11 protein-coding genes and 1 tRNA gene are annotated in these 13,317 nt (G+C 54.4%); 8 read left to right on the top strand and 4 right to left on the bottom strand.

From position 1 onward, the window contains the following. Positions 1–12: 12 nt before the first annotated feature. Positions 13–2,040 carry a methyl-accepting chemotaxis protein gene (locus D5270_RS02535; protein ID WP_166542601.1) on the bottom strand — a complete coding sequence of 676 codons (2,028 nt, stop codon included), beginning with the start codon at positions 2,038–2,040 and terminating at the stop codon, positions 13–15. A gap of 250 nt (positions 2,041–2,290) precedes the next feature. Between D5270_RS02535 and D5270_RS02530 the strand changes: the two genes are divergently transcribed. The 6 genes from D5270_RS02530 (at position 2,291) to D5270_RS02505 (ending at position 7,888) form a co-directional block, all read left to right on the top strand. Next, positions 2,291–2,377 (top strand) — tRNA-Leu (locus tag D5270_RS02530). A gap of 472 nt (positions 2,378–2,849) precedes the next feature. Next, a complete protein-coding gene (locus tag D5270_RS02525) occupies positions 2,850–3,485 on the top strand; it encodes a corrinoid protein (protein WP_166542600.1) in 636 nt (211 codons plus the stop codon). 15 nt (positions 3,486–3,500) lie between these two features. Continuing rightward, positions 3,501–4,511, top strand: a complete 1,011-nt coding sequence (locus D5270_RS02520) for a uroporphyrinogen decarboxylase family protein (protein ID WP_166542599.1) — start codon at positions 3,501–3,503, stop codon at positions 4,509–4,511. A gap of 17 nt (positions 4,512–4,528) precedes the next feature. Continuing rightward, the gene (locus D5270_RS02515; protein WP_166542598.1) at positions 4,529–5,068 is read left to right on the top strand and encodes a DUF2284 domain-containing protein; all 540 of its coding nucleotides are present in this window, start codon (positions 4,529–4,531) and stop codon (positions 5,066–5,068) included. Positions 5,069–5,091: 23 nt separating this feature from the next. Further along, on the top strand, positions 5,092–6,582 hold the full coding sequence (locus D5270_RS02510; protein WP_166542597.1) for an ASKHA domain-containing protein: 1,491 nt from the start codon (positions 5,092–5,094) through the stop codon (positions 6,580–6,582). A gap of 52 nt (positions 6,583–6,634) precedes the next feature. Further along, complete coding sequence (locus D5270_RS02505; protein WP_166542596.1) at positions 6,635–7,888, top strand: hypothetical protein; 1,254 nt, start codon at positions 6,635–6,637, stop codon at positions 7,886–7,888. A gap of 45 nt (positions 7,889–7,933) precedes the next feature. On the opposite strand, the gene D5270_RS02500 is transcribed toward D5270_RS02505, so the two are convergent. From D5270_RS02500 to D5270_RS02490, 3 genes are read right to left on the bottom strand one after another with little or no spacing between them, the layout of a single operon-like run. Beyond that, a complete protein-coding gene (locus D5270_RS02500) occupies positions 7,934–8,866 on the bottom strand; it encodes a uroporphyrinogen decarboxylase family protein (RefSeq protein ID WP_166542595.1) in 933 nt (310 codons plus the stop codon). After that, positions 8,815–8,994, bottom strand: coding sequence for a hypothetical protein (locus D5270_RS02495; protein WP_166542594.1), 180 nt, complete (start codon positions 8,992–8,994; stop codon positions 8,815–8,817). Before D5270_RS02495 ends, D5270_RS02500 begins: the two co-directional genes overlap by 52 nt. Before the next feature lie 32 nt (positions 8,995–9,026). Further along, on the bottom strand, positions 9,027–9,806 hold the full coding sequence (locus D5270_RS02490) for a tyrosine-protein phosphatase (protein WP_166542593.1): 780 nt from the start codon (positions 9,804–9,806) through the stop codon (positions 9,027–9,029). A gap of 237 nt (positions 9,807–10,043) precedes the next feature. Between D5270_RS02490 and recQ the strand changes: the two genes are divergently transcribed. Beyond that, positions 10,044–11,894: a DNA helicase RecQ gene (recQ, locus tag D5270_RS02485; protein WP_166542592.1), complete on the top strand. Its 1,851-nt coding sequence runs from the start codon at positions 10,044–10,046 to the stop codon at positions 11,892–11,894. Next, the gene (locus D5270_RS02480) at positions 11,891–13,234 is read left to right on the top strand and encodes an MATE family efflux transporter (RefSeq protein ID WP_166542591.1); all 1,344 of its coding nucleotides are present in this window, start codon (positions 11,891–11,893) and stop codon (positions 13,232–13,234) included. The genes recQ and D5270_RS02480 overlap by 4 nt, the downstream gene beginning before the upstream one ends. Positions 13,235–13,317: the final 83 nt, after the last annotated feature.

Genomic DNA, 13,317 nt, shown 5'->3' with positions numbered 1-13,317 from the left:
AGCTTGGATATATCACTCAACCCTAAACCGGCTGATAAGCTGATTCAAGGTGCGGGCCTGCCCGGACAGCTCCTGAGATACGGCTGCGCTCTCCTCTGCGGCAGAGGCGTTTTCCTGCACCACCTGGGAGATATCCTTGATTCCGCTCTCCACCAGGTCTATCATCTCAGACTGCTGTACGCTTGCAGAGGCAATCTCATCCATAAGGCCTTTAATAGACTGCACACAGCTGTGAATGACCTGCATGGCGGAAACTGCTGAATCTGTGGACTCCGCGCCATTCTTTACGTCCTGAATGGAGCGGTTTACCAAGCCGCTGGTATTCTGGGCGGCCTCAGAGGACTTGGACGCCAAATTCCGTACCTCGTCAGCAACGACCGAGAAGCCCTTACCTGCTGTGCCTGCCCGAGCCGCCTCAACGGAGGCGTTCAGCGCCAGGATATTTGTCTGGAAGGCGATATCATCTATGGTTTTGATTACCGTTACGATGTGTGCGGAGGATTCCTCAATGTTTTTGGTGGCCTTCATAAGCTGTTCCATCTTTATATCGGCTTCTGCGGCATAGCCGGTGGCCTTGTCTACCTGCTGGCTGGCGCTCTCGCACCGCATACTGCTGGTCTGAATCTGGGCGGTAATTGCCGCCACATTTTCTACCAGCTCATTAATGGAGGCCGCCTGCTCTGCAGCTCCCTGGGACAGGGCCTGGGCGCCGCCGGACACCTGGCCTGCGCTGGTATTAACCTGGCCCGCCACCTGGGAGATATCCCGGATAACCCGGGCCAGATTATCGCGGATTGAGTGCAGGCTCTCCCAGAGCACCCGGAAATCTCCTATGTAAAGGCTTTCGTTTTTCTCCAAATCCACGTTCAGGCGGCCGTCCGCCATCTCCTCCAGGATACGTCCTGCGTCGTCAATCGCCTCACGCAGGCAGTTGCACACTTGGCTGGCCGTGTTGGCTATTTTGCCTATCTCGTCCTCACGGTCGTGGAAGGCCTCCAGATTTTCATCGGCGGCAAGGTTCAGGTCTCCAAGGCGGCGGATGGCTCCCTCTACCACCATTAGCTCCCGGCCCTCGCGGTGCAGTACCAGCAGGGTGATAAGCACAATTATAACTGCAACTATGGCACACAGAACACCCACAATAATACGTATAGAGGTCACAGCCCGGAAGACATTAGCGGCATTTTCCCGCACCATAAAGGCCCAGCCGCGGTCCTTCAGATATTTATAGACCACAAGCTGCTCCTGTCCGTTTCCGTCACGGTAGGAATAGGTGCCCGCCTGGGTGCTCCCCTCCTCACGTATCCTGCGAAGAATCTCCTGATAGCCTGTGTCTTCGGTCTCGGTATTAAGGAGCTCCTCGTCCTGATGGTACAGGTACACACCGGATTCCACATTCAGAAAGGCATATTCGCTGTCCGGCATACCCTTGATATCCAGGTTTAACAGCGCGTCCATAAGGTGGCTGGCAAAAACACCCGCCCCCACATAGCCCATGCACTGCTCCCCGTCAAAGACGGGGTAATACATAGACAGTATCATGCTCCCGGTACCAGGGGACTTCATTATCCCCAGATTTGTGAGCTGCTGCTGGGCAAGGATGGTGTTCTGAAATTCCTTCAGGGAGTCCCCGGAGCGGGTAGTCATGCCGATTGCCCCCGCCGATGTGTGGGTAAGGACGTGGGTTTCAGGAGTGGCGATATAAAGCCCCTCGAAGACACCCTTGACAGAGGCGAAGTCCTCAGTATATGTCTGGGCTTCCTTCACAAGCTCCGGGTTATCAGGGTCCTGCAGGAGCTCCCGCACCTCACCGCTAAGGGCAAAGGCCCGGACATACTCCTCAGTTGAGGCCACATAGCTGTTGATGATAGCTGCACGGGATTCCACCGCGTCGGTCAGCTGGTTGGTAATATTCGCCTGTACCGTAGCGGACGCGTTTGTAGAAACGATAAGCCACAGCAAGAGCATTCCCACCAGGATAAGCACTGTCGTCATGATGCCAATGCGCACGGCAAGCTTTTTGTTTGAAAGGAACTTCATGAACTCCCCTCCGCGAAAATAGTTTTAAAAAGGCTGATAAATATTATAGCACATAACGCGGATATTGTCTAGGGGTGATTGACAAAATATGTGAGCTGGCTCCAAATGCGACAGGGTAAGTCTGGGAATTTCCTGCGGTACGCCTGGATTTCACTCCATGGGTACACTTTTTATTTCGAAAACACTTGCAATTTTTACAAAAAAGTAGTATAATATAAAAACTACACTTGGCAATAACAAAAGAGTATACGCCGGAATGATGGAATTGGCAGACGTGCTGGACTCAAAATCCAGTGGTGGCGACACCGTGCGGGTTCGACCCCCGCTTCCGGCACCAGTAGAAAGAGAATTGGTAAGTCCAACTCTCGTGTACCAGCAATTCGTGTGTCCGCTTTTGCGGATGCGCGAATTTTTATTTGCAATAAAAGTATCCTTCTGAAATTAATCTGGTTTTTGCCGCTGCCGAAAACGGCAGAGTAAAGGGATAGCAGCCTATGTTGCAAAAGGACAGCGGTGTGTCCGGCTTGAAAAGCGCAAATATTAGAAAGCACCTCGGCCTTATTCACTGCGGTTAATCTATGAAAAAGGCTTAGCTTTTCCGACATTCTGCGTATACCTCAAAAGCACACAAAGCAAAGCGGAATTGATGAATTGGTATATATGAAAAAGGGCAGAGACTAAAAGATATTTATTACCCCAACTTTTTCTCCGGTTTCCCTTGACATTTCCAATAAATACGCTATAGTAGATAGTCAAGGGGCGCACAAAAATTATCCACAAAATCTAAGAAAAATAAACCAGGAGAAAATATGAGTATTCTAAAGGAAATTTCAGAAAACCTGCAAAAAGGCAAGGCAAAAATCGTAAAGCAGCTGGTGCAGCAGGCCATAGATGAGGGTATACCTGTTCATCAGATATTGGATGAGGGTCTGCTTAGCGGCATGGGCGTTGTCGGTGAGAAGTTTAAGCGTAACGAAGTATTTGTTCCGGAGGTACTGGTGGCGGCGCGGGCCATGAATATGGGCACTCAGCTTTTAAAGCCGCTGCTTGCAGAGGCCGGGGTAAAGGCCACGGGCAAGGTGTGCATTGGCACCGTGAAGGGGGATCTGCACGACATCGGCAAGAACCTTGTGAAGATGATGATGGAGGGCAAGGGCCTTGAGGTCATTGACCTGGGCACGGATGTTGCGCCTGAGACCTTTGTGGAGACCGCCAAAAATGAGGGCTGCCAGATAATCTGCTGCTCGGCTCTGCTGACAACTACCATGGGCGTTATGGAGGAGGTCGTGCAGAAGGCGGTGGAGGCAGGTATCCGCGATAATGTGAAGATTATGGTTGGCGGTGCGCCGGTCACAGAGGCCTTTGCACAGAAAATTGGGGCGGACAGGTATACTTCAGACGCTGCCAGCGCCGCTGACTGCGCTGTTGAGCTGTGTAGCGCCTGAATGGGTGGTGACTATATGAAGCGGGATATGAGAATCTGGCTGAAGGACCTGCTTGAGGCCCCGGTAAAAAAGGCCATGCCCATTCTGTCCTTCCCTGCCATCCAGCCTATGGGGGTTACCGTAAGGGAGCTGATTTCAGACAGCGGGCTTCAGGCAAAGGCTATGGAGCTGGTGGCGGAGCGCACAGATGCGGCGGCAAGCGTCAGCCTTATGGACTTGTCTGTTGAGGCCGAGTGCTTCGGCTCCGCTATCCGTGTGACCGACGGCGAGGTGCCCACTGTAGTGGGGAGCATTGTCTCCACAGAGGAGGAGGCCCGGGCTCTGGAGATACCGGCTGTGGGCTCATGCCGCACAGGGCTCTACATAGACGCCATTAAATATGCCGCCGAACATATTACGGACCGTCCGGTATTTGCCGGCGTAATCGGCCCGTTTTCACTGGCGGCGCGCCTGCTGGATGTGACAGAGATAATGATTGACTGCTATGAGGAGCCGGACATGGTGCACACTGTGCTGGAGAAGGCTGTAAGCTTCATTATAGACTATTGCAAAGCATATAAGGAGGCGGGGGCAGACGGCGTTATGATGGCTGAGCCTGTGACAGGCCTTTTGTCCCCGGCTTTAGCTGAGGAGTTCTCTGCGCCATATGTAAAAAGGATAGTTGAGGCCGTGCAGGACGACACATTCCTTGTGATTTACCATAACTGCGGCGGCAGCACTATTTCTATGATTGACTCGATACTTGATACCGGCAGCGCCGCGTACCACTTCGGCAATGCTATTGACATGGCTGAGATGCTCTCCCATATTCCTGAGGACATAGTGGTAATGGGCAATGTAGACCCGGCGGGAGAGTTTCGCAACGGCACGCCGGAATCTGTGCGGGAGGCTACACTGAAGGTTATGGAGAGCTGCTGCGGGCATAAAAATTTTGTTATATCCTCCGGCTGCGACATTCCGCCCCTCTCTCCATGGGAGAATATTGATGCCTTCTTTAAGGCGGTCCGGGAATTTTACGCCGGATAGGGAGGTTATATCGGAATATGGACCATAGGGCAATGGCAGAGCACGCGGTTGAAATGGGGGCTTTTAAGGCGGAGGTAATAGGCCTCGAAAACTTTACCTTCGACCCGGCCTTTAGGGAGATGTGCAAGGCAAATCTATGCGGAAATTACGGCCTCTGCTGGACATGCCCACCGGACGCGGGGGATATCAGCCAGCTGATTGCAGAGGCAAAGACCTATAATTGGGGCCTGGTATACCAGACAGTTAATAAGCTTGAGGACAGCTATGATTTTGAGGGCATGATGGAGGCGGGCAGGCTGCATAATAAGCTGGCCCAGAAAATTGCAGACTGGGCGGCGGGGCAGGACTTCTCCCGCTGGCTTCAGCTGGGCGCGGGCGGCTGTCACATTTGTGAGACCTGCGCGAAGCGTACAAACGAGCCCTGCCGCCACCCTAAACTGGCACTGAGGTCACTGGAGACATATGGGGTGGATGTATCAAAGCTGGCTGAGGCCAGCGGCATGAAGTACATAAACGGTCAGGACACGGTGACTTATTTTGGAGCGCTATTGTTTTAGCGGGCCTTTTGGAGGGGAAGACGTTGGCAGTTGTAAAGGTGAACGGAAAGCCCATAGAGGCTCCGGCCGGCAGTTTACTAAGTGATATTCTGCCTGAAAACTCTATTGAGACCCCATGCGGTGGTCGTGGCAGTTGCGGCAAATGCCGGGTCATAGCCTATGGTATGCTGAGCAAGCCCTCTCTGGAGGAACTGGCGTGCCTCACAGCCCAGGAGCTGTCGGAAGGTCTGCGCCTGGCCTGCTGCACCCGGATTGAGGGCGACTGTGCTGTAACCCTGAAAGCTGCCGGTGAGAGCTGGATAAAGATGGATAACGAGTTGCCGGAGCTTGAACTGCACCCGGCCTTTACCCGCTATGGTGCAGCGGTGGATGTGGGTACGACAACCCTTGCCGCCTGCCTCTATGGAGCGGACGGCGAGAGGCTTGCCCAGGCAGGGGGGCCAAATCCCCAGCGTAGCTGGGGTGCGGATGTTATCTCCCGGGTGGAGGCCGCTCTGAAAGGGGAGGGGCCGGCACTGGCAAGGTCCGTTAGAGAGGGCATAGGTGAGCTCTTGTGCGAGCTTTCCCATAAAGCGGGAATCGGGCCGGAGCTTATAGACCAGGTGGTGATAACCGGGAACACGGTTATGCTGTACCTACTGACTGGAACAGGCCCGGACAGCCTTGCCCGAGCACCATTTATGGCAGACAGGCTCTTTGGAGAGGAGCTCGCTGCGGCTGAGCTCAGCCTGCCGTGTATACATGGGACGGTGTATCTTCCCAGATGTATCTCTGCCTTTGTGGGCGGTGATATAACCACCGCCCTGGTGTACAGCGGCATTTGCAATGGTGCGGGGACTAAGCTGCTTGCAGACGTGGGCACAAACGGGGAGATGGCCCTCTGGCATAAGGGCAGGCTGACCTGCTGCTCCACTGCAGCTGGTCCTGCATTTGAAGGGGCTGGACTATCCATGGGCCTGCCTGGTAAGGAAGGTGCTGTGGACCATGCCTGGGTGAAGGACGGCAGTATTGTCGCCCATGTGCTTGGAGAGAGGGAGCCGATAGGTATATGCGGCAGCGGCGTGGTGGACGCATTGGCCTGCCTGCTGGAGTTGGGAATTCTTGACAACAGCGGCTTTTTAGAGGAGGACCCGTTCATGATAGCGCCGCCGGTTTGCCTGACACAGCAGGATATCCGTATGGTACAGCTGGCAAAAAGCGCAGTCTCGGCAGGCATTCGCACGCTTATACACCGGGCCGGTATAACCTGCCGGGAGATAGACGAGCTGGCGGTTGCGGGGGGCTTCGGCAGTTACCTTGATGTAGGTAATGCCGGGAAGCTTGGGCTGCTGCCCGAGGAGCTGGTGCAGAAGGTGAGGGTGATAGGCAACGCAGCGCTTAGCGGGGCCTCCATGCTTCTGCTCAACAGAGACCTGCGCAAATACAGCGAGAGCCTGGCGGCACAGGCTGAAACTGTGGACCTGTCCACTGACAAATTTTTCATGGAGGCATATACGGAAGGAATGCTCTTCTGAAAGGCTGGAACTATTCGGGAAGGAGGGCGGCCGTACAGGACGCCGTGACAATATGAATATATTCGGGAAAGATTTAGAGATACTTCGGGACCTGGTAAAGCAGCAGAAGGAGCTGGCCCTGAGCCCGGAAATGGACAGGCTCCGGGAGGACTGGAGGGCCCACGGTTCATTTAAGAACGGCAGCCGCCCCATGGTTACCATAGAGCTGGGCACCTTCGCGGGAGATATTATCCCAGACTTAATGCGCTGCCAGGGGGAGGAGGCCAGGAAGCTGGAGTGGGAGCTTCTGGGGCGCATGGTAAACCATAAGTTATTTGGGGATGACTCGGTGATACCGGCCTACATGCCGGTTACTATACCGACTTCCTTTGTGCCATTCGGCCTGCCCGTAACAGCGGAGCATGCCATTGATACCCAGGGTGAGGACCTTGGGCACCATTTCAACGCCCAGATTTCAGACTTGGAGGAGGACTTTCACAAGCTTGGCCCCTCTGTCTACAGTGTATACCCCGAGGAGGCGCGGAAGCGGCAGGCTGAGCTGGAGGAATTATTCGGGGATATCCTGTCCGCCCGGCTGGTGGGCCACTCCCTGTACTTCTGCCCAACCCAGGATATTGTACATATTATGAGCATGGAGGACATGTTCTTCGCCATGTACGATTACCCAGAGCTTTTTCATAAGATGATGGAAATGCTCAGCACTGATTATATTGCGTTCATGGACCTGATGGAGCGGGAAAACATCCTGCTGCCAACAACGGCAGAGGAACACCTGGCCCAGGGCAGCTACTGCTTCACAGACGAGCTCCCGGCGTCAGCTGATGGGCCGCTGACTACCCGGGATGTGTGGGGGTATATGGACTCCCAGGAGAGCGCGGGTATTTCCCCGGAAATGTATGAGGAGTTTGTATTCCCCTATTATGAGAAGGTATCGGAGAGATTTGGGCTCTACTCCTACGGCTGCTGTGAAGCGGTGGACCCATTCTGGGACAGGTGTCTCTCAAAGGCCAGGAATCTGCGCAAGCTCTCTATCTCGCCCTGGTGCAACGAGGAGAAAATGGGTGAGATACTAAAGGACAGAAAGACCGTCTATCTGCGCAAGCCCAGCCCAAACCTGCTGGGGGTGGGCAGCGAGCTTGAGGAGGACGCGGTGCGTGAGCACTTTTGCAGAACGGCAAAGGCCGCGTCAGGCTGCAAACTGGAGATAGCCCAGCGGGATGTGTACCATATCAACAACACCCCGGAGAAAGTCAAGCGCTATGTACAGCTTATAAGGGAGATTCTGGAAGATAACTGGAAGCCGTAAAATAATAAGCCCCTTCGCCTTTTGTATTGGCGAAGGGGCATTGCGTTAACTATAACTCCCGACCTCTTTCACGGTCTCGATAATACTGCGCATATTCTCAAGGCTCACGGCATTGGGGATGGAGTGGTCGGAGGCGAAGATATAGCCGCCGTTCTCCTTCAGCACAGGGACAGTCTGGCGGATGGCCTCGGTGATGGCCTCCTTATCGTCCCAGAGCACCGCGTTTATGCCGCCATGCAGCACCAGCCGGTCACCATACTGTTTCTTCAGGCCGAACACATCCATACCGGCCTTAATCTCAATGGGGTTCAAAGCGTCAATGCCGGTCTCCAGGATATCGGGAATCAGGGGCATAATGTCCCCGCAGGAGTGCAGCCGGGCGTAGATACCCTTGCTGTGGGCCCAGTCCACAGCTCTTTTATGGTACTTCTGGAGCAGCTCCCGGTACATGCTGTTAGAGAAAAAGGTCGTGCCCTTATAGCCCATATCGTCAGGCCAGGTGATGGAGTCAAACCGGTAACCGGCGTCCCATATCATGTCAAAATGGGCGATACAGCGGTCGAGATAGGTCTCGAACATGTCCATTACCCACTCGGGTTCCTCTATCATGGCTATAAGCAAAGTCTCAGTGCCGGCCATCCAGGAGTGGGTCACGTCAAAGCCAAACCAGAAACCAGCCTCTATCCAATCGCCGTTCTGTACCCACCTGCCGTAGTTCTCCTCGAGATTCTTCCAGTCTATCCTGTCCCGGCTAACGGTCATCCGCTCCTTGGCCTCCTGCCAGGCCTCAGGGGTAGTCACCTTAAAATCCAGAAACTCCGGGGTTGAATCCAGCTCCTTGAACTCCTTAATTGTCACGCCCCAGCCGGTGGTATGTATAATATATCTGTCCGTCTCCTCCAGGACCCTTTCATCAAACTGTGGGGTTATGTCAATGCCGATGGTCTGCACCTTGTCCACGTCAAAATACCCCGCCAATCGACGCCCTTGGGCATCCCCTCCCGCTCCCAGCGGGCGATAGTTCCGGCCCAGGGGCTGTCAAAAACCGGCACCCGGTCGGCCTCCTTGTGCTGATAAATCCTCTCGAAACGCTCTTTGGTAGTCATAGGGTCTCCTTTAGTTTTAAAATATCTCTTTGTCAATGCAGTACGCTTATGCGGAATTTTTCAATAGCTCCCTCAGGTATATACAGTCCGTCCCGCAAAAAGCTGTCCATATCTGGATAGTGCTCATCAATGGCAGAGAAGGCGGCATCTAAATATGACTCTCTGGCAAGGAAGACGTCTCTCACCATTTCCGCCTCATTAGTAGGCCTGCCGGCTGCAAGCACCTGTTTATAGTACATCTCTGCTTTGGGCCTGTTGACCTCATTTGTCAGAAGGTAATCCTCGCGTATCTGCTGACGGTCTACACAAAGGGCGGACAGCAGTATAACAGTAAGCAGCCCGCAGCGGTCCTTGCCCTCGGTGCAGTGCCAGAGGACGCTGCCGCTGGTAAAGTCATGCTCCATCACACAGGCCGCCGCCAGGCCAAGGCTTCTTCTGCAGGATTCATTGGTCACCATCAGACGGTACAGGCCGTCAAGCTTTGGTATAAGCTTTTGAAGCTGGCTGGCGTCGGTGCCCTTTTCATGGGAGATACCCGCCAACTGCTCAGAAAAAACAGGGATATGCCGGACGGCTACGCCTGAAATGGACGCATCCGGCCTCTCCTCACGCTCGGCTGCCGTCCTCAGGTCTATGACTTTAGAAAGCCGGTACTCCCGCCGCAGGGTTTCCATATCACCCCTTGAGGCATTTGCCAGATTTGCGGAACGCAGAAGCAGCCCGGAAGTTATTGTGTGCCCCTCCAACGTCTTCAACCCACCCAGGTCGCGGGCGTTGGCAATGCTTTCAAAGTTGAGCCACCTATTGTCCATTGGATTTACCTCTCTGTTTGTACAGGGACGGGAGGAAATAATCTCCCGTTTGTCTCCAAGCCCCTGCTGACTATATGGTGTTATTATACCATGGAGTTTTGGGTTGTCAATATATAATTATACAGAAGCTTCAGACGCTGAAATTTTGTCCTGATTCTACTTTCTAAACCTTGCCATCCCATTATAAATATGATAAAATATCTCATGCAAATTTCTGTTGGAAAGAGGCGGAGCATTATGGAAAAGATATCCCTGCTCAAGACGTTTTTCGGGCATGAGGGCTTTCGGACCGGACAGGAGGCGATGGTGGACGCCATATTGTCCGGGAGGGATGTGCTTGGGGTCATGCCTACCGGGGCGGGGAAGTCGGTCTGCTACCAGCTTCCGGCGCTGATGCTTCCGGGAGTAACATTGGTAGTGTCGCCGCTTATTTCGCTGATGAAGGACCAGGTGGGCGCCCTGCTGCAGTCCGGGGTGCCTGCGGCATATATCAACTCCTCTCTCTCACAGGAGGAGTATTTTGATGTAATCGACCGGGTGCGCCGGGGGGCTTATAAGCTCCTCTATGTAGCCCCGGAGCGCCTGCTGACCGACGGATTTTTAAACCTTGCAAAGAAAATGCGTATATCCATGCTGGCAGTGGACGAGGCCCACTGCGTGTCACAGTGGGGCCAGGATTTCAGGCCCAGCTATCTGCAGATACCGGAGTTTATCAGGCAGCTTGATAAGCGGCCTGTGCTGGGAGCTTTTACCGCCACAGCTACCCGGCAGGTGAAGGAGGACATAGCGCGGCTCCTTTTGCTGGAGGACCCGCTGCAGATTACCACCGGCTTTGACAGGCCAAACCTGTTTTTCCGGGTGGAGAAGCCAAAGAATAAGAGCGCGTGGCTGCTGAAATTTTTAGAGGAGAGGCCCGGGGAGAGCGGCATTGTGTACTGTGCCACAAGAAAGCTTGTGGAGGCGGTCTCTCAGGAGCTGAGTATTCGGGGGATACCGGCGGTGAAGTATCACGCAGGGCTTCCCGACGAGGAGCGCATACAGAATCAGGAGGACTTTGTAAACGACACCGCCCGGGTGATGGTTGCGACTAACGCTTTCGGGATGGGGATTGACAAGTCAAACGTGAGCTTTGTGGTGCACTACAACATGCCAAAGGATATGGAGAGCTACTACCAGGAGGCCGGGCGGGCGGGACGCGACGGCTCAGCCGCCCAGTGCGTGCTTTTGTTCGCGCCGGGGGACGTGTCTACCGCAAAATACCTGATACTCAACTCCCAGGACAACGAGACGCTGACGGAGGAGGAGCAAGAGCTTGTGCGCCGGCGGGACCTGAACAGGCTCAGCCAGATGGCAGCCTACTGCAGGACTCACCAGTGCCTGCGGGCGCATCTTGTGCGGTATTTTGGTGAGGACTATCCCGAGGGCTGCGGAAGCTGCGGCAACTGTAAAAGCGGCCTTGAGTCCAGGGATATTACATTGGAGGCGCAGAAGATACTCTCAGCCGTGGCGAGGGCCGAGCGCAAGTACCGGCGGGGCGTGGGTGTGAACTCCATTATACTTATGCTGTCCGGCAGTAAAGAGCGCCGCGTGTCCCAGCTGGGGCTGGACAAGCTGCCCACCTATGGCATTATGAAGGACGTGGACCGAAAGTTGATTCGGGACTATATGGATTTTCTCATACAGGAGGAATACCTCTGTACCCAAGGGGACGAATACCCGGTGGTACGTCTGACGGGAAATGCCAGGGGAGTGCTGTCAGGGGAGGAAAAGGTTACATATCTATACAGAAAGACCGAAAAGCCGGAGAGCTTGCCTGCCAGGTCTGCCGGGGCTGTGGAGAGCGGCGGGCCGCTGTTTGAGGAGCTGAGGGCCCTGCGGCGGAAGCTTGCACAGGAGGAAAGGATACCGCCGTATATGATATTCAGCAACGCCACCCTGGAGGATATGGCCCGGCGAAGGCCGGGGGACATGGCGGGCTTTATGGAGGTGTCCGGAGTAGGCGAGGTAAAGGCTGGGAAGTACGGCAGGGCTTTCCTGGATAAGCTTCGGGAGTGGGAAGAGAATGAACAGGAGGGACAGACGGCATGAACCAGGACCTTACAAGGGGCCCGGTAATGGGCGGGCTGCTGCGCTTTGCAGTGCCGATGATAATGGGGGATTTGCTGCAGCAGTGCTATAATATAGCCGATACCCTGATAATGGGCCGCTGCCTTGGGCCAAACGCCCTGGCTGCGGTGGGGTCATCGTTTACACTGATGACATTTCTTACCTCAATACTTTTGGGGCTCTGTATGGGCAGCGGGACCGTGTTCTCCATACGCTTCGGCCAGCGGGATGAGAAAGGCCTGCAGGAGGGAGTGCTGGCGGCATTCGCACTGGTAGCCGGACTTACGGCTGTGCTCATAGCTGCCGCATTTGCCTCACTAGACGGCATTAGGGCCTTTCTCAGCGTGCCCGGGGAGGTTTGGGGGATGATGCGGGAGTATCTGTTCGTGATATATATCGGCATATTTGCGGTGTTTCTCTATAACTTCTTTGCCTCGTTTTTAAGAGCAGTTGGGAATTCTATAGTGCCGCTGGGATTTTTGGCGGTGTCTGCGGTACTGAATATTGTCCTGGACTTATGGTTTGTGATAGGGCTGAACAGGGGAGTGGCAGGGGCAGCGGAGGCGACGGTCATATCCCAGTATCTGTCGGGACTTGGCATAATGGCATACACTTTGATTAAGTTCCCCCAGCTGAGGCCCAAGAAGGGCATGCGCCTGCGCCTAGGAAGCGTGAGGCAGATAGCCGGGTTTTCAGTGCTAACCTGTGTACAGCAGTCTGTTATGAACTTAGGTATCCTGCTGGTGCAGGGGCTGGTGAACAGCTTCGGGCCCACGGTGATGGCGGCTTTCGCGGCGGCGGTTAAGGTGGACGCCTTCGCCTATATGCCTGTGCAGGACTTCGGCAACGCCTTCTCCACATATATTGCCCAGAACTACGGCGCGGGAGAGGAGGCACGTATCAGAAAGGGTCTCCGAGGCGCGGTAATATCCGCCTTTGCCTTCTGTATAGTTGTGTCAGCGCTAGTATTCATCTTTGCCGGGCCATTAATGGGCCTATTTGTGGAGGCAGGGGAGAGCGCCATAATTGCTGAGGGCGTGGTATATCTGCGCATAGAGGGCGCTTTTTACTGGGGCATAGGCTGCCTGTTTCTGCTGTACGGCCTGTACCGCGGCCTTGGCAGGCCCGGGATGTCCGTGGTACTTACAGTGGTGTCTCTTGGCACCCGAGTTGCGCTGGCATATATCCTGGCGGGCCCGGTAGGGGTGACAGGGATATGGTGGGCTGTGCCTATAGGATGGGTTCTGGCAGACCTAGTTGGGCTTGTATACTATCTTCTAAGGGTAAAGAAACCACTCCCAAAAGAACACAAACTAAAATAGCAAATACACACATACACAGACTATAAAAGCACCACAAAAGCCAAAGTTCCTGGAATCTTTGATTCCAGGAACTTTTAAATTTG

Source organism: Acutalibacter sp. 1XD8-36 (assembly GCF_009917525.1).
Lineage (GTDB): Bacteria > Bacillota > Clostridia > Oscillospirales > Acutalibacteraceae > Acutalibacter.
This window is presented reverse-complemented; position numbering and strand designations above follow the sequence as displayed.

What these genes read in the sequence shown, in the direction of transcription:
- D5270_RS02525 (WP_166542600.1), top strand. Translation starts at nt 2,850, where the DNA reads ATGAGTATTCTAAAGGAAATTTCAGAAAACCTGCAAAAAGGCAAGGCA.
- D5270_RS02515 (WP_166542598.1), top strand. Translation starts at nt 4,529, where the DNA reads ATGGACCATAGGGCAATGGCAGAGCACGCGGTTGAAATGGGGGCTTTT.
- D5270_RS02535 (WP_166542601.1), bottom strand. Translation starts at nt 2,040, where the DNA reads ATGAAGTTCCTTTCAAACAAAAAGCTTGCCGTGCGCATTGGCATCATG.
- recQ (WP_166542592.1), top strand. Translation starts at nt 10,044, where the DNA reads ATGGAAAAGATATCCCTGCTCAAGACGTTTTTCGGGCATGAGGGCTTT.
- D5270_RS02480 (WP_166542591.1), top strand. Translation starts at nt 11,891, where the DNA reads ATGAACCAGGACCTTACAAGGGGCCCGGTAATGGGCGGGCTGCTGCGC.
- D5270_RS02490 (WP_166542593.1), bottom strand. Translation starts at nt 9,806, where the DNA reads ATGGACAATAGGTGGCTCAACTTTGAAAGCATTGCCAACGCCCGCGAC.
- D5270_RS02495 (WP_166542594.1), bottom strand. Translation starts at nt 8,994, where the DNA reads ATGACTACCAAAGAGCGTTTCGAGAGGATTTATCAGCACAAGGAGGCC.
- D5270_RS02505 (WP_166542596.1), top strand. Translation starts at nt 6,635, where the DNA reads ATGAATATATTCGGGAAAGATTTAGAGATACTTCGGGACCTGGTAAAG.
- D5270_RS02520 (WP_166542599.1), top strand. Translation starts at nt 3,501, where the DNA reads ATGAAGCGGGATATGAGAATCTGGCTGAAGGACCTGCTTGAGGCCCCG.